General features: G+C 41.9%; 18 protein-coding genes. 9 read left to right on the forward strand and 9 right to left on the reverse strand.

The genetic code is table 11. The features are described from left to right. Positions 1–68: 68 nt before the first annotated feature. The 4 genes from ACWU4D_RS06615 to ACWU4D_RS06630 form a co-directional block, all read right to left on the reverse strand. Positions 69–1,034, reverse strand: coding sequence for an ABC transporter permease (locus tag ACWU4D_RS06615; protein ID WP_456050616.1), 966 nt, complete (start codon positions 1,032–1,034; stop codon positions 69–71). A 2-nt stretch (positions 1,035–1,036) separates the two neighbouring features. Continuing rightward, the gene (locus tag ACWU4D_RS06620) at positions 1,037–2,152 is read right to left on the reverse strand and encodes an ABC transporter permease (protein ID WP_456050617.1); all 1,116 of its coding nucleotides are present in this window, start codon (positions 2,150–2,152) and stop codon (positions 1,037–1,039) included. Further along, entirely contained in the window at positions 2,149–3,711 is a 1,563-nt protein-coding gene (locus ACWU4D_RS06625; RefSeq protein WP_456050618.1) for an ABC transporter ATP-binding protein, read from the reverse strand. The genes ACWU4D_RS06620 and ACWU4D_RS06625 overlap by 4 nt, the downstream gene beginning before the upstream one ends. 127 nt (positions 3,712–3,838) lie before the next feature. Then, positions 3,839–4,834: a BMP family lipoprotein gene (locus ACWU4D_RS06630; protein ID WP_456050619.1), complete on the reverse strand. Its 996-nt coding sequence runs from the start codon at positions 4,832–4,834 to the stop codon at positions 3,839–3,841. Between the two features lie 455 nt (positions 4,835–5,289). Between ACWU4D_RS06630 and ACWU4D_RS06635 the strand changes: the two genes are divergently transcribed. From ACWU4D_RS06635 to ACWU4D_RS06670, 8 genes are all read left to right on the forward strand, one after another. Beyond that, positions 5,290–5,694: a DNA polymerase III subunit psi gene (locus ACWU4D_RS06635; protein WP_456050620.1), complete on the forward strand. Its 405-nt coding sequence runs from the start codon at positions 5,290–5,292 to the stop codon at positions 5,692–5,694. A 3-nt stretch (positions 5,695–5,697) separates the two neighbouring features. Further along, positions 5,698–6,156, forward strand: coding sequence for a ribosomal protein S18-alanine N-acetyltransferase (gene rimI / locus ACWU4D_RS06640; protein ID WP_456050621.1), 459 nt, complete (start codon positions 5,698–5,700; stop codon positions 6,154–6,156). 51 nt (positions 6,157–6,207) lie between these two features. Next, positions 6,208–6,579, forward strand: coding sequence for a YacL family protein (locus ACWU4D_RS06645; protein ID WP_456050622.1), 372 nt, complete (start codon positions 6,208–6,210; stop codon positions 6,577–6,579). Positions 6,580–6,776: 197 nt separating this feature from the next. Further along, positions 6,777–7,115 (forward strand): P-II family nitrogen regulator, encoded by a 339-nt coding sequence (gene glnK, locus ACWU4D_RS06650; RefSeq protein ID WP_456050623.1) that lies wholly within the window; start codon positions 6,777–6,779, stop codon positions 7,113–7,115. Between the two features lie 28 nt (positions 7,116–7,143). Further along, entirely contained in the window at positions 7,144–8,373 is a 1,230-nt protein-coding gene (locus ACWU4D_RS06655) for an ammonium transporter (RefSeq protein WP_456050624.1), read from the forward strand. 182 nt (positions 8,374–8,555) lie between these two features. After that, a complete protein-coding gene (locus ACWU4D_RS06660) occupies positions 8,556–9,569 on the forward strand; it encodes a Fe(3+) ABC transporter substrate-binding protein (RefSeq protein WP_456050688.1) in 1,014 nt (337 codons plus the stop codon). Between the two features lie 9 nt (positions 9,570–9,578). After that, positions 9,579–11,204 (forward strand): ABC transporter permease, encoded by a 1,626-nt coding sequence (locus ACWU4D_RS06665; protein ID WP_456050625.1) that lies wholly within the window; start codon positions 9,579–9,581, stop codon positions 11,202–11,204. Next, entirely contained in the window at positions 11,204–12,241 is a 1,038-nt protein-coding gene (locus ACWU4D_RS06670) for an ABC transporter ATP-binding protein (RefSeq protein WP_456050626.1), read from the forward strand. The genes ACWU4D_RS06665 and ACWU4D_RS06670 overlap by 1 nt, the downstream gene beginning before the upstream one ends. Before the next feature lie 48 nt (positions 12,242–12,289). On the opposite strand, the gene ACWU4D_RS06675 is transcribed toward ACWU4D_RS06670, so the two are convergent. The 5 genes from ACWU4D_RS06675 to hemL all read right to left on the reverse strand — a co-directional run bounded on the left by ACWU4D_RS06675 (position 12,290) and on the right by hemL (position 19,003). Further along, a complete protein-coding gene (locus ACWU4D_RS06675) occupies positions 12,290–14,365 on the reverse strand; it encodes a VIT and vWA domain-containing protein (protein ID WP_456050627.1) in 2,076 nt (691 codons plus the stop codon). A 147-nt stretch (positions 14,366–14,512) separates the two neighbouring features. Continuing rightward, positions 14,513–15,253 (reverse strand): helix-turn-helix domain-containing protein, encoded by a 741-nt coding sequence (locus ACWU4D_RS06680; RefSeq protein WP_456050628.1) that lies wholly within the window; start codon positions 15,251–15,253, stop codon positions 14,513–14,515. Positions 15,254–15,298: 45 nt separating this feature from the next. Continuing rightward, positions 15,299–16,324, reverse strand: coding sequence for a 16S rRNA (guanine(1207)-N(2))-methyltransferase RsmC (gene rsmC / locus ACWU4D_RS06685; RefSeq protein WP_456050629.1), 1,026 nt, complete (start codon positions 16,322–16,324; stop codon positions 15,299–15,301). Positions 16,325–16,390: 66 nt separating this feature from the next. Continuing rightward, the gene (locus ACWU4D_RS06690; RefSeq protein WP_456050630.1) at positions 16,391–17,476 is read right to left on the reverse strand and encodes an AI-2E family transporter; all 1,086 of its coding nucleotides are present in this window, start codon (positions 17,474–17,476) and stop codon (positions 16,391–16,393) included. 231 nt (positions 17,477–17,707) lie between these two features. Continuing rightward, a complete protein-coding gene (gene hemL / locus ACWU4D_RS06695; protein ID WP_456050631.1) occupies positions 17,708–19,003 on the reverse strand; it encodes a glutamate-1-semialdehyde 2,1-aminomutase in 1,296 nt (431 codons plus the stop codon). A 259-nt stretch (positions 19,004–19,262) separates the two neighbouring features. Here hemL and erpA point away from each other — a divergent pair, with 259 nt between their 5' ends. Beyond that, positions 19,263–19,604 (forward strand): iron-sulfur cluster insertion protein ErpA, encoded by a 342-nt coding sequence (erpA, locus tag ACWU4D_RS06700; protein ID WP_456050632.1) that lies wholly within the window; start codon positions 19,263–19,265, stop codon positions 19,602–19,604. Positions 19,605–19,622: the final 18 nt, after the last annotated feature.

A 19,622-nucleotide genomic window follows, 5' to 3' on the forward strand; every position in this document is an offset into this window, starting at 1 on the left:
CGGCTCAGTCTATTTACTGAGCCGCTTTGCATTTTAAGCTATATATTCATGAATGACCGTTACGCTGATTATTCACGCTCTTTGGTGTAAGGCACACCAATTGCTTTCGGCGCTGTTGCTTTACCAATAAAGCCTGCAAGCAAGAATACCGTAAGAATATAAGGGATCGCTTCAATCGCTTGTACTGGAATTGGGAAGTCTCCAATGGTCGCACCTTGAAGACGAATAGCGAGTGCATCTAAGAAACCAAATAACAAACAAGCCGCCATAGCAGTAAATGGACGCCACTTACCAAAAATCAGAGCAGCAAGTGCCATATAGCCTTTACCAGCACTCATATTTGGAATGAATTGAGCCGTTTGCCCTACGGATAGGTAAACCCCTCCCAGCCCTACGAGTATTCCACAAATTATCATCGCTTTATAACGCATCCAAGCAACGGAAATACCAGCGGTATCAACTGAAGATGGTGATTCACCCACAGCACGTAAACGCAAACCGAAGCGAGTCTTGAACAGTAGGTACCAAGACAAAGGTACGATGAGCACCGTGAGGTATTCGATAAATGAGTGACCACTAATGAGCTCTGAATATAACAGACCAATTATAGGTGTGTCCGCAAGTGCATCTGCGCCAGGTAGCGTGATTGGTGCAAAGCGGCCATCACCAGATAGTGCAGGGGTTTGCCCGCCTTGATGGAACCAATAGCGTCCAAGCGTGATTGTCAGACCAAAGGCTAAAATATTGATTGCCATGCCGCTCACAACTTGATCGCCTCTGTGGGTAATTGAGGCAAAACCATGTAAAAGAGCTAGTAGGACAGATACTGCAACACCAGCAAACATACCTAGCCAGGCTGACTGAGTTACATGAGCGGTTGCAGCTCCAGCAAATGCTGCCGCGAGTAATTTCCCTTCGAGTGCAATATTTACGACACCTGAGCGTTCACTATACATCCCAGCTAATGAAGCTAAAATAAGCGGGGTTGCAACACGAATTGTTGCATCTAGCATTAATATGATTGTCTCGAACATAATTATGCTTCTCCCTGCATTGGTGATTTAGCAAAAAGCTTGAGATAGGTGCGCTCTAATGTTGGTTTAAACATTTGCTCCAATGCACCAGAGAATAGAATAACCAAACCTTGTAATACAACGACGATATTTCTATCGACACCATATTCAAAGCTTAGCTCAGCGCCTCCTTGATATAAGAAACCAAAGAGCAGACTCGCCAAAATAACCCCAATAGGGTGATTTCGTCCCATTAGGGCTACTGCGATACCTGTAAAACCAAACCCTTCAACAAAGTTGAGCTTAATTTGATGCACTTCACCTTGAAGAACATTAAGACCAAAGAACCCTGCTAGCATGCCTGAAATGAGCATAGTTAGTACGATGATCTTAATAGAACTAATTCCGGCATATGAAGCCGCAGAGGCATTGGAACCTATTGAGCGAATTTCATAGCCCCAGCGGGTATGCCAGATAAAAAACCACATAAACAATGCACATAGAAGAGCAAAAATAAAGCTAAGATTGAGTGGGCTTGCCGCTAATGTAATCCCTACAAGATCAAAAACTTCATGCAATTTTGGTAGCCAACTGCTTGCCGCAAAGACACGGCTTTCTGTAGCCATGGAGCTCTCTGGCTTCAAAACATCAACTAAGAGGTAAGCCATTAAGGAAGCAGCAATAAAGTTAAACATAATAGTAGTGATAACAATATGCGATCCACGCTTTGCTTGAAGGTAAGCAGGTATGAATGCCCAAGCTGCACCAAAAACACCACCCGCAATTACAGCAACAGGAAAAACGAAATACCAAGGGGCAACTTCGCCTAAGGTTAAGCACACCAGTCCTACACCTAAGCCACCAATATAGGCTTGTCCTTCGACACCGATGTTAAACAAACCTGCATGATAAGCTACTGCGACCGCTAAACCGGTAAAGATAAACCCAGTAGTATAGTAAAGTGTATAGCCAATGCCTTCGGAGTAACCGAACGCACCAGTCCACATGACTTTTATGGCATCTATAGGGCTGATATCAATGTAGATAAAAAGTAAAGCTGAAACTAAAAATGCAAACAAAACGTTGATTGCAGGTAGAAGCGCGACGGTTACCCAAGCGGGTACTTTAGCTTGGCTCATGATTTCTCTCCTTGTTGCGCTTTAAGATGGTCGGGAACAATGTTAGCCATCATTAATCCAAGGGTTTTTTCGTCGGCTTGGCTTGCATCGACTTCACCGACAATAGCACCATCGAAAACGACGATGATTCTATCGGCAAGAGAGAGAATCTCATCCAGTTCAACAGAGACCAGTAATACCGCTTTGCCTTGATCTCGGCTAGCGATAATTTGTTTGTGAATGTATTCAATCGCACCAATATCGACACCGCGAGTGGGTTGTCCAACGAGAAGTACATCTGGGCTTTCTTCCATTTCACGTGCAATGACCAGTTTTTGTTGGTTCCCACCTGAGAAGTTAGCGGTCTTAAGGTGAATGTCGTTTGGCCTAACATCCCATTTATCCATACTCTGTTGCGTGATTTGATCAATCGCAGCATTATCCTGAAGGAGGCCTTTATTATATTTCTCTAAATGGTGATAACCGAGAATATAAGCTTCTTTCGCTTCAAACTTATTAATAAGCCCTTGTTTGTGTCTATCTTCTGGAATATGACCGACACCCATAGCTCGAACTTGGCGAGGATCGCTTGGGTTATCTGCGTCAATTGTATGGCCATTCATTTCAATGGCGCCAGAGGTAGGGTTGAGCATTCCTGAGAGTAATCCTAGAATCTCAGATTGACCGTTTCCGGAAACGCCTGCGATACCGACGAGCTCTCCGGCTCTAACAGAAAAGCTGATATCTTTGACACGGGTAACGCCAGTGGGATCGACATATCTGAGTTTTTCTACATTCAACAGTGTGTTAGTCGGTGTTGCCGCTTCTTTATCTACTTTTAAGCGAACTTTCCGCCCGACCATTAATTCTGCGAGTTGTTCGCGGTCGGTATCTTTGGTTTTGACATGAGCGACCATTTCGCCTTGACGCATCACTGATACGTTATCGGTAATCGCTAAGACTTCACGCAATTTATGCGTGATGATCATTACCGTCGTGCCTTGGTTGCGAAGTTTATCAAGTATATTAAATAGATGATCTGCTTCTTGAGGAGTCAATACACCGGTTGGTTCATCAAGAATTAATATTTTTGCATCTCGGTAGAGCGCTTTGAGTATTTCCACTCGTTGCTGCAGTCCAACAGGCAGATCACCGACGAGTGAGTCGAGTGGAACGTCTAAGCCATAGTCATCTTTAATCTGTTGGAGCTTTGCTCTTGCAGCTTCGATACTTGTTTCGAGTTTCCACCCACTTTCCGCACCTAAGATTATGTTCTCTAGTACGGTAAAAGAGTCCACAAGCATAAAGTGTTGGTGCACCATACCAATTCCAGAAGCAATGGCATCTTGAGAATTCGCTGGTTGATATTGAGCATTCTTAACTTTCATCTGACCAGTATCAGGCGTATAAAAGCCATAGATAATGCTCATTAAAGTCGATTTACCGGCTCCGTTTTCACCAATGACACCGTGAATAGTGCCTGCGGGGACTTGTAAATCAATATTTCGATTGGCATGCACTGCGCCAAAGCGTTTATTGATGCCTTTAAGCTCAATAGCGTAATTTGGGGTAGATATCACGTTGGGCATTTCCTAACTAATAAGCACTTGTTTTCATGAATGTCGATTTAAATTCTGGTTCAAAATACGAAGAATACCGCTGTTGAACGACAGCGGTATTCTTGGTCACGCTAATACTTACTAGGAATTAGTAGGTACAAGTGTTGTCAGACATGTAGTCATGAACGCTAATTTTTCCGCTGATAATGTCTGCTTTTAATTGGTCCATATAGCCGACTAACTCTTCGTTTACTAAAGGCTTGTTATAGTCATCTAAAGCCCAACCAATTGCATTTTGCTCTAAACCTAGCGCTTGTAGACCTGGTTTCCAAGTGCCTTCTAGTCCTTGAGTCCAGCTATCAACCGCAGCGACACCAACGCGCTTAACCATCGACGTTAGCATTGTGCCAGGTTGAATGTGGTTTTGGTTTGAGTCAACACCAATAGCATATTTACCAGCATCAGCTGCTGCTTGATAAACGCCAAGTCCAGTACCGCCAGCTGCTGCATAAATTACGTCAGCGCCTTTAGAAAATTGTGATTTTGCTAATTCAGAACCTTTAGCTGGGTCAGCAAATGCACTTGGTGTTGAACCTGTCATGTTTTGAAGAACAGTGATTTCTGAGTTGGCATATTTTGCCCCTTGCTGATAGCCACACTCAAATTTACGAATCAGTGGAATGTCCATGCCGCCAACAAAACCTACAGTTCCGCTTTTCGATACTTTTGCTGCTAGAGCACCAACAAGGAAAGACCCTTCATGCTCTTTAAATACAATAGATTGCACGTTTGGTTTATCTACGGTCGCATCAATAATCGTAAATTGAATATCAGGAAATTCGGTTGCCACTTTTTCTACTGATGAAGCCATATTAAAGCCAACAGCAACGATTGGAGAGTAACCACGACTCGCCAAACGACGTAAACCTTGTTCACGTTGTGCTTCGTTCTGTGGTTCAAATTCGAAAACCTTTTGGCCCTTCTCCTGCATGACTTTTACGCCATTTTGATAAACAGCTTCATTAAACGACTTATCAAATTTACCTGCGGTATCGTAAACAACGGCTGGTTTTGATTCGGCAAATACACTAAAAGAAGAAATCGCTAGCGCGATCGCTGAAAGTTTTATTAGGGAATTTTTCACAGTGAAATCCTTATGGTTGTGATAACGCTATTGTGATGCTCATGTTGCCAACGGTTGGCATGAAGCAAGGTTCATTAATAACCAGTTTATCGTGTTCAATAAAAAAAGAAATCGATTGGTTCACGCAAACCGTGTTTCTTTTTATAGTACGAAATACTATTTGTTCGTGTTTTGTGAATTATATCATCGAAACACAGTAACAATGCTCAATAAATGAGATCGATATCAATAAATAGTGTGAGATATTCATTGCTAATTTAAATAAACATGATGTTCATCACATTTATTGCTTGTGAATATTATTAGAAAACTGATTTAAACAAGAGGAAAAATGATTCGAAATGCTACGTGAAAACTTCAGTCCTAAGGCTAAAACTTCGAATGGTATTGGTTAAGATGACTCGTTATTCCGGTTTTGTTACTATCTGAGCCTGTCTAAGCAAAGAATTCTAGCTATGCAATCGAAACAAAAAGCTTATCTATCTGAAATGGAGATCGAACATTGGCAACTCTGTCGTCCAGAGCGAATGCAAGGGATGGTAATTGAGAGGGATGATCTTGATCCAACGATTAAGTTATTACTTGTTAGCCATCTTCCATTTACCTCTGATGAAGTCATTTTTCTAGAAAAAGTATTGGCTAGTTTTGGCGTTGGGTTGAAGGAAGTCATGACAGTCCAACCCCATCAATTATGTCGCTTGGGATCGCATCAACTCGAATGGATTTGGTTTATTGATTGTCCAGTTCAACTGATGGATTCTCTCAAATCACTTGCGTCAGCCAAATTAGATCAAGTAAGTGCTAATCCAAGTTTGAAGAAAGAATTATGGAATCAAATTGTTGCCTATAAAGAGTCTTAGAAAATGTCGATTAAAATTGTTCCCATGAACGAAGCTCATTTGCCCGATATATGGCAGATAGAGCGACAAGCACATACTCATCCTTGGAAGGAAAGCATGATCTTCGACCTTAATAGTCGGTGCGCAATTCATCATACATTGCTCTATCAAGGAAAGGTGGCAGGCTACTTTTATGCCCAAAACATTGTGGGCGAAGTAACATTGCTCAATGTCGCTATTGAACCCGAATATCAGAAGAAAGGGTTAGGGCGTCAACTTTTATCATTTCTAATTAGTTATACAGAAAAGCAAAGTGGTGAAAGTATTTGGTTGGAAGTGAGGGAGAGTAATAATGCTGCTCAAGCGCTATATCATTCATTGGGATTCAACGAAATCGATCGTCGAATAGATTATTACCCAGCCTCAAATGGCAAAGAAGACGCTATCATTATGAATTATGTACTGGGGTTTGACTTTTCTTAATGTTAAAAGAGCAAGTGGCGATATTATTCATCATTATATAAGGCGGTTGTTATGGATTATGAATTTATAAAAGATAATTTTTTGAATGAGTATCACGCAAAATTTAGCCTTGAACATCAAATCGTTGGCCGCTGGCTAGTGGAAGAAATTGGTCATGATCGCACAATGATTGAGCAGGTTTATCAACTTTTACAACAAGCATCCACCTTTCCAACAAAAGAGCACTTGTTAGTTGGAAATGAAATCAGCATGATCATTTTGCAAGATGAAGTTACTATCGAAGAAAATACTATAAACCAATGTATTGAAAGCGAATTAGAGTCTGACTTTTCGATTTATACGAGTGAAAGTAGCGCCCTTTGTGGTATTGATGACTTTACTTTGATGTTTAAACAATGGAATGACTTTATACAAAACTCCTAAAGTAACTTGCACAATCGTGGTGAGCTAAATCTTCTTTGCGTTATTATTGTGAATTTGTTGCACTATTGTGGTGCTTTGTTATCAAAAACTCCTCCTCTCCTTATAACTATTTCAATAGATTCAGTTAGTTAAAAAGTTGGCACGTACCTTGGATTATGAACTGTGTAAACGGACTACAGTTTGTAGAAGAGGATGCCATGAAATTAATTAACGCAATTATTAAACCATTTAAATTAGATGATGTACGCGAAGCACTATCCGATGTCGGTATCGAAGGGATGACTGTCTCGGAAGTAAAAGGTTTCGGTCGTCAAAAAGGTCATACTGAACTTTATCGCGGAGCAGAATACCAAGTTGACTTCCTACCTAAAGTTAAACTTGAGATTGCTACTCAAGGAGAGAATGTTGATCGTGTTCTTGAAGCAATTATTAAAGCAGCACATACCGGAAAAATCGGTGATGGTAAAATTTTTGTATATGACTTAAGTCACGCAGTACGTATACGTACTGGTGAAACTGACCAAGAAGCACTTTAAATAGATTCTAAGGATTGGAGAATAAATTATGGAACTTTCAGTAACCGTAGCAGAGTTACGTTACGCGCTTGACACCTTCTTTTTCTTAATTTCCGGCGCACTGGTAATGTGGATGGCTGCAGGTTTTGCCATGTTAGAAGCGGGTTTAGTTCGTTCTAAAAACACAACGGAAATTTTGACTAAGAACTTCGTACTATATGCAATTGCTTGTACTATGTATCTTATTGTTGGTTACAACATTATGTATGTCGACAATGCCGAAGCAGGTTGGTTACCTTCAATTGGTGGACTTATTGGTTCACAAGCCGAAGGAGCAGATCACTCTCTAGAGTCTGACTTCTTCTTCCAAGTAGTATTCGTTGCAACTGCTATGTCAGTGGTTTCTGGTGCTGTGGCTGAACGTATGAAGCTGTGGGCTTTCCTTATTTTTGCTGTTGTTTTAACTGGCGTAATTTACCCAGTTGAAGGTTACTGGACTTGGGGCGGTGGCTTCCTTGCAGATGCTGGCTTTAGTGACTTTGCAGGTTCTGGTATCGTTCACATGGCTGGTGCTGCTGCAGCTCTTGCAGGTGTTTTACTACTAGGTGCTCGTAAAGGAAAATACGGTAAAAACGGCGAAATCTTCCCAATTCCTGGTTCAAACATGCCTCTAGCTACTTTGGGTACATTTATCCTATGGTTCGGTTGGTTTGGTTTTAACGGTGGTTCTCAGTTAATGGTCTCTGACTTTGAGAATGCAACTGCTGTAGGTCAGATTTTCCTTAACACCAATGCTGCGGCTGCGGCTGGTGCGATTGCTGCTCTACTTGTTTGTAGAACAACTTGGGGTAAAGCGGATTTAACTATGGTTCTTAACGGTGCGTTAGCAGGTCTTGTTGCTATCACTGCGGACCCTCTATCTCCATCACCAATGTTTGCGGTTCTTATCGGTGCGATTGCTGGTGTAATTGTTGTATTCAGCATCATTGCTCTAGATAAAATCAAGATTGATGATCCAGTAGGTGCTATCTCTGTTCACGGTGTATGTGGTCTATTTGGTCTATTGGTTGTTCCAGTAAGCAATGGCGATGCAACATTTGGTGCTCAGATTCTAGGTGCTGTATGTATCTTTGCTTGGGTATTTATCGCTAGCTTGGTAGTTTGGAGCATTCTGAAAGCAACAATGGGTATCCGTGTTACTGATGAAGAAGAGCAAGAAGGTATGGACATTCACGATTGTGGTGTTGATGCTTACCCAGAGTTTGTATCGGTTAGATAATTAAACTCGTTAGTTACAAAATGTAATATTTAAAACCTGCCTTCGAGGCAGGTTTTTTGTTTTTACTATGGATTTATTATATCTTCCTCCATATAATCAAAACGAATGAAATTGAGAACTATTATCATTAGCAGTTCTAAATAAAATCGAATAGAAGGAGATATAGTATGAAGGAACGTAATATGAAAAGGTGTTTTCTAGGTCTATCGCTGGTTGTAGCATCTTTACCAACACTGAGCTTTGCTGCTGAAGAGGTTAACGTCTATTCATATCGTCAGCCTTTTTTGGTAGAGCCTATGTTTAAAGAGTTTACAGCTGAAACTGGCATCAAAGTTAATGTCATGTTTGCGAGCAAAGGGATTGCTGAAAAACTAAAGAATGAAGGTGAATACAGCCCTGCAGATGTGATTTTAACATCCGAGTTTAGCCGTCTATTTGAACTGTCAGAAAAAGGATTAGTTCAACCTGTTGATAATGATGTTATTAATGCTAATATTCCAGAAAAATTTCGTGACGTTGAGAATGAATGGTTTGCTTTAACTCAACGTACTCGTAGTGTTTATTCATCACGTGAACGAATAGGCGCACTGCCTGAATCATTTGACTACTTGGATTTAGCAAAACCTGAATTCAAAGGGAAAATTTGTACCCGAAGTGGTAAACACCCTTATAATGTGGCCCTTGTAGCTTCAATGATCGCTCACTACGGTGAAGCAGAAACATTAACTTGGCTTGAAGGTGTTAAAGGTAATTTAGCTCGTAAACCGCAAGGTAACGATCGTGGCCAAGTTAAAGCGATTAAAGAAGGGCTATGTGATTATTCCTTGGGAAACAGTTATTATATGGGTAAAATGCTCAATGACCCAGAGCAAGTATCATGGGCAGAGTCTGTTTATATCAACTTTCCGGGACAACAAGCGAACGGGACACATGTAAATGTCAGCGGAATGGCGATGGCGAAATACTCACCAAACCAAGATAACGCAATGAAACTAATGACGTTTCTAACTGGAGATGTAGCACAAAAAATGTACGCTGAAGTGAACTATGAGTATCCAGTGAAGTCTGGTGTTCCAACGTCAGAATTAGTCGCATCATGGGGTGAGTTTACTGCGGATACACTACCGTTAGATGAAATTGCTGACCACCATTCGGCAGCGGTAACGTTATTGGATCAGGTGAAGTTTGATCTATAGCGAGCCTCGATGAAGGAAACATTTGTTAAGTGGCATTTAAGCAGCTTTCTGTTCGCAGGGCTGCTTATTCTTCCTATTGTTTCTATCTTTTATACCTCGATAGGGGAGAGCAATGAGCTTTTTTCTCATCTCTTGTCGACGGTATTGCCTACGTACATTACAAATACCATTGTGGTCACATTTAATGTCATTGTGATTTCTCTATTGCTTGGTGTTCCCACTGCATGGTTTGTTGCCATGTGTGACTTCCCGAGTAAAGCTGTTTTACAATGGGTCCTTGTGCTTCCATTAGCGATGCCGGGTTATGTTATCGGTTATATTTACACTGATTGGCTCGATTTTGCCGGCCCTATTCAAACGATGCTCAGAGCTTGGTTTGACCTTCAACCTGGTCAATATTGGTTTCCAGATATCCGTACTGTTTTCGGTGCCAGCATTGTTCTTTCCTTAGTGTTATACCCCTACGTTTATTTAATGTGTCGAGCAGCATTTATGGAACAGAGTGTGTCGCTGTTGCAGTCGGCTCGGTTGTTAAAGTGTTCACCTTGGCAAAGTTTCTATCGTGTATCATTACCTCTAGTTCGACCTGCATTAGCTGTGGGGGTGGCATTAGTGGCAATGGAAACGATTGGTGAGTTTGGGACCATGAGTTATTTTGCGGTTAATACACTGACTACGGCCATTTATGATACTTGGCTGGGCTATTCCAACATTCATGCTGCGGCGAAAATTTCAGCGATGATGTTGATGATTGTGCTGCTGCTTTTGAGCCTTGAACGCTATAGCCGAAGGCGAACTAAACTATTTCAAAATCAATTTTCTAGCCATGATGACTTTGTGTATAAATTAACGGGATGGCGGCGCTATGGAGTATTACTTTGGTGCTGGTCTCTTGTCGTTGTGGCGTTTTTACTCCCAATATTGCAGCTTGCGTATTACGGTGTGGTGTATTTTAGCCAAAGTTGGAGTGGGTCGTTTGGAGTATTGGCGTGGAACAGCTTCTATGTATCGATATTTGCGGCGATATTAGCGACACTAATTGCTCTTCTGATTAATTTTAATCATAGATTGAAGTCGAGCCGTTTAAATACCGCATATCTTCGCTTTGCATCAATGGGTTATGCAGTGCCCGGAACGGTATTGGCGATTGGTGTTATGGTTCCTGTTCTATTTCTTGATCATTCGATAAACGATATTGCGAAATGGTTTGATTGGCAGCGCCCCGGATTGCTTTTTTCTGGTTCTGTTTTTGCGATGATTTTTGCGTTGGTGGTTCGCTTTAGTGCGATTGCAATTGGTAGTATTGAAAGCGGTTTGAATAAGATTTCCCCTTCTCTCGATATGGCTGCTCGTACCATGGGAAGCAAGCCTGACGCCATGCTACGGCGCATTCATTTTCCATTGGTTCGTCGTGGAATTTTGGTGGCTTTATTGCTGGTATTTATCGAATCAATGAAAGAGTTAAATGCAGCGTTGTTGCTTCGACCATTTAATTTTGAAACACTTGCCACTCATGTGTATAACTATGCATCTACCGAACAATTAGAACTTGCTGCCTTACCGGCAATTCTATTGGTACTTGTGGGGTTGGTGCCATTAGTTATGATTAACCGATCATTGGAGAACTCCCACTAATGTCGATAGCTTTATCCATTGAAGAACTCACAGTGGAATACGATAAAACACGGGTGCTCGAATCACTTTCATTTGACGTGAAATCAGGAGAAATCATTTGTCTTCTTGGTGCGAGTGGTTGTGGGAAAACGACATTGCTAAAAGCGATTGCGGGTTTAATTCCGCTTTCTGATGGTTGCCTAAAACTGAATAATAAAGTGATCGATGATGGCGAGCAGTGGTTAGTGCCTGAACAACGCAACATTGGGATGATCTTTCAAGATTATGCCTTGTTCCCACATTTAACAGTGGAAAAAAACATCGCGTTCGGTCTGAGTAATTTAAGTCAGAAACAGCAGCGTGAACGCGTTATTGAAATGTTGGAATTAGTTCATCTACAGGGCTTAGAAAACCGTTATCCTCACCAATTATCTGGCGGGCAGCAACAGCGTGTCGCGATTGCGAGAGCTCTGGCGTACAGCCCAGACCTTTTATTGCTCGATGAGCCATTTTCCAATATCGACACTCAAGTTCGCCATGAGTTAATCAGTGAAATTAGGCAGTTGTTTAAGCAACAAGGAATTACCGCTATTTTTGTGACTCATTCGCGTGAAGAGGCGTTTGCATTTGCCGACAAAATGGCAGTAATGAATCAAGGAGTGATTGAGCAATATGGCAGTGCTTCTGAGCTTTACTATTCGCCTTCAAGTCGGTTTGTTGCTGATTTCCTAGGAGGAGGCAGTTACTTAAAAGCGACTTGTGTAGCGAAACATCAGTATGACTCAGGATTGGGGCTGATTAAGGGGGGAGTACCGGAAAAGGAAGTGAGCATCGGTGAATCCTGTCACCTGTTGTTTCGTCCTCAACACATTCAATTAATCCCAACCCAAACTAGCCACATTCATGTTCTAGAATTGCAGTTTTTAGGCGATCATTGTCGTTATATTATCGACGTTAAAGGTGAACGGTTAGTCGCTACATCATCATTACCACTTGTCGTTGGTCAATCTGTGAATGTTGAAGTTGATGCAGAGAGTGTATTGGTGTTTGCACAATAAAAAAGCTGAAGCTTCAAAATGAAGCTTCAACTCTAACTTTCAAGTTTGTTACGACATCTGTTTTTTTCTAAATACAGCAACAAGAAGTAACATTGCTAAGGCTATGCCTCCGGTACTGCCACCACTTGAACCACCGCCACTATAACTAGGGACTGGTGTTTGATACGCGGGTTGTTGTGTATCTGCCCTTGTTGGTTTTGCATCTTGAGTTTTTCTTAGTTCTCTCGCTTTTTGTTCTTTCTCAACACGTGTTTTGTTTGTTCTGTCGATAGCATTTTCGGCGAATACGTCCTCTTCAACGACAAGTAGCGAGGTGTAATCGGTTAACAGACCGTACTCTAGAGCTAATTCTTCAAGAGCTTGCTCGGTATCTGCATCCTTAACGCCTAGATAGTTCATGCTGGCTTCCATATCTTTTATCGCAGAGAATGCCCATAAACGTTCCAATTCGGGATTATCAGTCGATTGCTCTGGTAGTGCTATTGTCGTTGTGTATTCCTCAGTGTTACTTCCTATGTCTGCTTTTAACGTTACTTTTACCTGGCCTGGTTTAAAGTAGTGGCCAAATACAGATAATTGCTCGCCACGATATAGAGTACGGATTTCTTCTGGGGTTAAGTTTTTCACTTTTGTGCCATCGATATCAATTCTAACGTTGCGATAGGCTTGATGATTTAGCTTACTTGTCGCACTCATTAAATGTCCCATAATATCATCGGAATTAGAGATGCTTTGAGCGAAACCATTTGACACTTTGGTCATTGATTCAAGCAATGGACGATTGGCACTGTTACCCATAATAAAGGTAAATAAGCGGACATCGTATTGCTTCATGAGATCGATAAACTCTTCTTTTTGTGTCACACCTACGTTGGCTACACCATCGGTTACCAATATTAGGCCACTTGGGCGATCGTCATCGAGGTTGGACATACCTTCTTTGAGTCCTGCATACAAGTTCGTTCCACCTCCTGTTCCAATATTTTCCACGGCGAGAAGGGCTTGTTGTACATTGTTTGGTGTTACGGCTTCATAACCTGATGTGACTTCAGTGACTCCTTGGTCGAAGACAACGATACGAAAGCGGTCATTGCTCGGTAATTGCCCCATTGCTTGTTTCACTCCTTCGACTAAGGTGGCGTATTTCGCGTTCATTGATCCTGATTTGTCTAGAATAAAGACCCAATCTCGCTGTGAGCTAATGGGAGAAAGATCATCACCTGGTGTAAAGGTCAGTTTAAAAGTCCCTTTTGAAGATTCTGAAGGATCTCTGTAAGTCACCATATCCAATCGGCCTGGGAGCCCTTCAGTTTGTCGCCAGTAAAAAACGATATCATTATCTAGGGTATAGACAGGATTCGCTGAGCTTTGGAGTGTAGGAGTTTCTTCGTCAGCATTATCGAAAGCTGCTTCACTGTTAACCGGTTGTACGTTACCAATGGTTGCTTTCCATTCTTGCGATGTAACCTGAGTAACATTGGCTTGAGGATGAGCGGGCAGGCGAACTCCGTCGACTGGGTATGACGAGCGCAAGTGCATATTGAATGAGAATTGAGATTTGACGTCATCATTTCTGCTCCAGAAAGAATCACGAGCTTCATCGACGCCTCCTTCTTCTAACGGATAAACATAGTGTCCAATGCCATGATCGATGAGCTCATTTTGAATATAGACGAGTTTCACTTTCACCGACTGTTTCGCTCGAACTGGGTATACACTAATATCAAATGTCTTGTAGTCATCTTTTTCGGTGATCGCCGTCGCTCTTCCTTGTGATTTTTGCTCTTCATAAATCTTGCGGGCTTGGTTTTTTTTCACGGCTTCCGCGATGACTGGATTATCATCGATCCAGTACATAAACTCTCCAACCACCGCGCCTTTAGGTACTGGAAATGAGTAAATTGCTTCGAGGTCAGTGTCGTTAGGGTTATAGAACTCTTGCTCAATACTGGTCGTGGCATAACTATCTTCTATCACAACATCAACATGATGCTGTTCAATTTCCAGATCTTGATATTGACTAGAAACAGGCTTTAAAAGGCCGCTTGCTGATGCGAATGGAGCCAATACTAATGCGGCGAGTGCGAGGGTAATCTTTTGTTTAAATCGGTTTAAGATTTTCATTCTAATCTCCTTTTCTTTAAGTCCCCACGGTTGGAAACTTAAGTCATTTGCTGTGCTTCACAAGCAAGATGCAGCGTTTGATAAGGAAAGAAAAGAGATAGAAAAAAGGTCGCAATATATGCGACCTAAAGTTATATGGGGTACGACTTATTCTTTGTCAGCAATGTCTTCAAACTGGCTAAATTGCCAAGGCCGGATGGCGACAACAAGGGAAGTTCCGTGCCGTTTGTCCATTGGTAGAGTGCTGTCATCGCGGCACGCATCATAAAATTCGGCAACGAGCTTATCCATCAACTTGTGTAAGCGGGGCGTGCTGTGGAGAGAAAGTAATCCAGTTGCCATACTGAGTTTTTCTCCTTCTTTAGTAAAAAAAGAACGGAAAAACTCATCTCTCACCCATTGTTGAAAGTAGGTTTGAATGGGGCCTCCTGGTAACCACTTAAAGTTGGGTGACACCATGAGCTTTATTTTATTTCCTGGTAGTAACTCAATGAGTTTTATTTTATCCAGCAGGGCTAATTTTTGGATAAGAGTGTGCTCAGGTAGTTTGTACTGAGAAGTAATATCTTCAAATGTGTACCCGTTGTGAGTACATACTGCGATAAGCAATAAAACGGGATCGGACACCACCATCTTTTCTTGCTCCATCGTTAATGATGATATTCGGGTATCACGGGAAGAGAAGTGAGTAAAGAGTTCATCCAACTCAATACTCATCATAGTACAAATACTTTCAAGCCGATCCAATGTGAGAGAGTTGCCACTGGTGAGTAGACGTTTGACTGAAGCTTCACTGAGTTCCAGTACCTGAGCAACATCTTTGTAGCTTTTCCCATGAAGCTTGAGTTGTCGCTTAAGTTCGGAAATTAACTGTTTGGTTTGAGACATGCTAATTCCTTTAAAAATCGTGGCATTGTTTGCGAGAAAATATGGCTACGCTTTTTGCGCTGAATAAATTTTAAACTTATTGGTTTTTGCATCGACGTTACAGTGACCAAAATGACGCTCAATAATAGGTGGATACTGAAGGAAACTGTTAGCAACTATTATCAGTTGACCACCTCGAGTTAGGTAATCTGGAGCCTGTGCTAATAACGTTTCCGTAGAATCATAATGAGTCTCAAGGCCTGAGTGAAATGGCGGGTTACTCACGATGGCGTCGTATGTTTCATCGACACTTGAATACACATCTGAAGCAAACGCATTTGCGGTGATGTGATTGGCTTCTAACGTGGCTTTTGTTGAAGCGATAGCTAATGCGCTGACATCACATAACGACAGTTCGATGTCTGGGTTCTTTTTCGCGATAACCGCACCAATCACTCCCGCACCACAGCCAAAATCCAATACTTTGCCCGACAGTGTTGAGAGAGTATCTAACAGTAGTCGGCTGCCAATATCCAATTCACCATGACTAAAAACACCGGGAAGTGTTTTTACGATGACATCTTCATCAGCGACATTAATCGAGTAACTCTTGTACCACTCTTCAAGAATAAAAGGTGGGGGGGTGATAGAACATTGCCCCCAATAAAATGAGCAACGTCGAGCTGAATCGTATTTTTTAATTGAGCCATACGGAGCGAACATCTTTTCGATGCTACGCACACCAGAGCGATTTTCACCCACTACGACTACCTCGGTACCTTCTCCCAATTTCGCCATTAACATTGCCAATAGGTATTGCGCTTCTTGCTTGGCTTTTGGCCAGTAGAGTAGCAAAAGGTCTGCGTCACAAGGTACGTCGAGTTCTTCAGAAAATATCGAATTGATAGACGAGTATTTTTTTAGGTTCGAGTAATAGCCATAGTGTGTCGTAAAGACAGTGACGCTTTCGCAACTAGCTTCTAGCTTTTTAGGAAAATCATCTTCGACTTCCCCCGCAACCAGTACCTTCTTTCCAGCAAAGTAAGCCAATTGACGTTCAGAAATTTGACTGGGCGCGGTTAAACTCGACATAACACAATGATATCCATAAAGGTGACTCAAAATTGGCGCGGATTGTCGCACATTGCTCGTAAAATATCAGCTATTGTCTTGCCGATTTAAGAAGTCTTTAAACTCTTCTTCGTAGATATTAAACAATACTAATGCAATGGCAAAAACCAATGGTCCGTAGATGATCCCCATTAAACCGTAATAGTTAATTCCGCCAAGCAAAGAGAAGAAAATCAGTAATGTGCTCATACCTGAGCTTCCTTGCATTAGCAGTGGGCGGAGAACATTATCAATTGAGCCTACAACGACGACACTCCATATTATAAGGAAAATGGCCCACCCAGTATCACCAGTTGCAAAGAGGTAGAATGCCGCAGGAAGCCAAATTAGAGCTGTTCCAACCATAGGGATAAACGAAGCGAAACCCATCATCGTTCCCCAAAATAATCCAGGGAAGCCAACAACCCACATACCGATGCCACCGGCGACTCCTTGAGCAATAGCCGTTAGAAATGACCCCAACACAGCCGACTTTGATACTGTCTCGATCTCATTGAGTAGACGATCTTCTTGGCTGCGTGATAACGGTAGAATGTGACGCAGGGAGTATATGATTTTGTCGTAGTCTCTCAATAGAAAAAAGAGCACAAATAACATAAGAAGAAAACTGGCCAAAAAGCCTGTGGCATTGCCTAGAAGCTTGGCACTGCTGCCGACCATTTTTGTTCCGAATTGGCTTATCAATTCACTTGCTTTTGCCCCAATGGTTGCAGGCGTTATATCGTCAAATGGAAGGTAGCTATTGGCAAACGCAAAGGCTTCGGTAACCCAATCTTGAGCCATTAAATGAGAAAAACCATCTTGCTCAATCCAGGAGTATGCGCTTTGGGAAAACTTTACCCCTTGTTGAGAGATCGCTCCAGCAACGAGGAGTAATGGTAAAACAATGATAAAGGTAAGAAGGAGGCACGAAAGTAGCGACGCTAGGTTTGGGTAAGTGGGTATTTTGTTCTCGATTCTCTGATGTATCGGATACATCAACATCATAATGATGAAGGCGAGTACAAGAATATGTACATAGGGTTCAATCAGTAAATAACAAAAGAGAGCAGCAACTAATAAGGCGGTAAGAATAACCCAGTGGTTTGAGGTTATTTTAATAGGGTTTGACATGAATAGTTACCATATGACACTAAGGAATTATGAGTATAATGACGGGTAATTCAACACTTTTCAATTAGGAGTGAAATATGGCTTGTTGTGGCGGTGGAAACTGTGACCAGTCAAAGCAAAAGCGAAAACAAAAAATACCTTGGTTTAAACTTGCGATTGGGATTTTGGTTATCCTAGTGGTAGTAAACTGGAAGTGATATTTAGAACCCACTTCCAGCTTATCATCGAATGTTATTTCATCTCTTTTGCAATAATGGAAAAACTGCGATCGGCTGCTTCTAGAGTCGCTTCAACTTCTTTTGGACCATGTGCTAATGAGGTGAAGCTGGCTTCAAACGCAGAAGGAGCTAGGTATACGCCATGCTCAAGCATTAGGTGGAAAAAACGTTTGAAACGCTCGGTATCACAAAGAGCGACATCTTCATAACAAGTCACACTGGTTTGTTCGGTGAAGAAAAAACCAAACATACCACCCACTTGGTGAACAAGTAGTGGGATATTGTGTTTGTTGGCTAACATTTTGAAACCGTCAGCAATGCTCTTAGTCGTTTGTGCGATACGCTCTTCATTTCCTTTATTGCGCAGTACATTGAGGCAAGTATACCCAGCTGCCATGGCTACCGGGTTACCAGATAATGTTCCAGCCTGATAAACAGGGCCAGTAGGCGCAATATGCTGCATAACTTCTTTACGTCCGCCGAACGCGCCGACCGGCATGCCGCCACCAATTATCTTACCAAGTGTCGTCAGGTCAGGTTTAATGTTGTAATGAGCTTGAGCACAACCTAAGGCAACGCGAAACCCTGTCATTACTTCATCAAAAATAAGTAATGCACCTTCTTGGTCACAAATTTCACGTAACCCTTCATGGAAACCTGGAATGGGTGGAATGCAATTCATATTGCCAGCAACAGGCTCAACGATAATGCAGGCAATTTCATTGGGGTTTGCGGCAAAAAGTGCTTTTACTGATTCGAGATCATTAAAGCGTGCTGTCAGTGTATATTTTGCAAAATCAGCAGGAACACCTGGTGAACTTGGCTGACCTAAGGTTAATGCGCCAGAACCAGCTTTAACCAGTAGGCTATCCGCATGGCCGTGATAACAGCCTTCAAATTTAATGATTTTATCTCGGTTGGTATAACCACGAGCTAAACGAATCGCACTCATGGTCGCCTCTGTACCTGAGCTTACCATTCTCAATTGTTCCATTGATGGTACTAACTCGGAGACTAACTCGGCCATATTAATTTCAGTTTCGGTTGGAGCACCAAAACTTAGCCCACGCTGAGCAGCATCGACCACCGCATCTCTAATTAACGCATGGTTATGACCCAGAATCATTGGCCCCCATGAACCGACATAGTCGATATAAGCTTTTCCATCGACGTCGAAAAGAAACGCACCATCTGCTCGTTCAATGAAAAGTGGTGATCCGCCAACGCCATTAAAGGCTCTAACAGGAGAATTAACGCCACCAGGAATGAAGGCTTGAGCTTTTTGATACAAATCGGATGATTTGGTCATGGGGTATCCTCTAAAATTTAAATTTGGATCAATTTGTGAGCATTGTACTCTACCATTGGCGCAGGAAAACCCTTTTCATTCAATTAGTCAGATTTGTTGATGTTTTTTTATTGATTGAAGAGAGGGTGAAAGAGTTGAGGCGAAATCACTAACAATACTTGAACGTCTCACTGAGGTATTAGATAATGGAAATACTTTATAAATAATTACTATATTCTAGGCTGATGTGAAGCGAGAATATTATATAAGTGAGGTCGTAGTGAGTGAGTTAAACGTGCCACTGTCTTTTACTGATGCTGCGGCAATTCGAGTAAAGACGCTAATCCAAGAAGAAGAAAATCCAGATCTTAAGTTGCGAGTATATATAACCGGTGGTGGTTGTAGTGGTTTTCAATATGGGTTTACCTTCGATGAGAAAGTGAACGAAGGCGACATGACAATTGAAAATAGTGGTGTGACTTTGGTTGTTGATCCGATGAGTCTCCAATATTTAATGGGTGGTCAGGTTGATTACACTGAAGGTTTGGAAGGCGCGCGTTTCTTTGTCGATAACCCAAATGCGACCACAACGTGCGGTTGTGGAGCATCATTTAGCGTATAACCGTTAATCATATTTATA

It is taken from the genome of Vibrio phycocola (assembly GCF_053850235.1).

What these genes read in the sequence shown, in the direction of transcription:
- ACWU4D_RS06680 (WP_456050628.1), bottom strand. Translation starts at nt 15,253, where the DNA reads ATGTCTCAAACCAAACAGTTAATTTCCGAACTTAAGCGACAACTCAAG.
- ACWU4D_RS06690 (WP_456050630.1), bottom strand. Translation starts at nt 17,476, where the DNA reads ATGTCAAACCCTATTAAAATAACCTCAAACCACTGGGTTATTCTTACC.
- ACWU4D_RS06665 (WP_456050625.1), top strand. Translation starts at nt 9,579, where the DNA reads ATGAAGGAAACATTTGTTAAGTGGCATTTAAGCAGCTTTCTGTTCGCA.
- glnK (WP_456050623.1), top strand. Translation starts at nt 6,777, where the DNA reads ATGAAATTAATTAACGCAATTATTAAACCATTTAAATTAGATGATGTA.
- ACWU4D_RS06675 (WP_456050627.1), bottom strand. Translation starts at nt 14,365, where the DNA reads ATGAAAATCTTAAACCGATTTAAACAAAAGATTACCCTCGCACTCGCC.
- ACWU4D_RS06615 (WP_456050616.1), bottom strand. Translation starts at nt 1,034, where the DNA reads ATGTTCGAGACAATCATATTAATGCTAGATGCAACAATTCGTGTTGCA.
- ACWU4D_RS06620 (WP_456050617.1), bottom strand. Translation starts at nt 2,152, where the DNA reads ATGAGCCAAGCTAAAGTACCCGCTTGGGTAACCGTCGCGCTTCTACCT.
- hemL (WP_456050631.1), bottom strand. Translation starts at nt 19,003, where the DNA reads ATGACCAAATCATCCGATTTGTATCAAAAAGCTCAAGCCTTCATTCCT.
- rimI (WP_456050621.1), top strand. Translation starts at nt 5,698, where the DNA reads ATGTCGATTAAAATTGTTCCCATGAACGAAGCTCATTTGCCCGATATA.
- ACWU4D_RS06660 (WP_456050688.1), top strand. Translation starts at nt 8,556, where the DNA reads ATGAAAAGGTGTTTTCTAGGTCTATCGCTGGTTGTAGCATCTTTACCA.
- ACWU4D_RS06655 (WP_456050624.1), top strand. Translation starts at nt 7,144, where the DNA reads ATGGAACTTTCAGTAACCGTAGCAGAGTTACGTTACGCGCTTGACACC.
- ACWU4D_RS06645 (WP_456050622.1), top strand. Translation starts at nt 6,208, where the DNA reads ATGGATTATGAATTTATAAAAGATAATTTTTTGAATGAGTATCACGCA.
- rsmC (WP_456050629.1), bottom strand. Translation starts at nt 16,324, where the DNA reads ATGTCGAGTTTAACCGCGCCCAGTCAAATTTCTGAACGTCAATTGGCT.
- ACWU4D_RS06635 (WP_456050620.1), top strand. Translation starts at nt 5,290, where the DNA reads ATGCAATCGAAACAAAAAGCTTATCTATCTGAAATGGAGATCGAACAT.
- ACWU4D_RS06670 (WP_456050626.1), top strand. Translation starts at nt 11,204, where the DNA reads ATGTCGATAGCTTTATCCATTGAAGAACTCACAGTGGAATACGATAAA.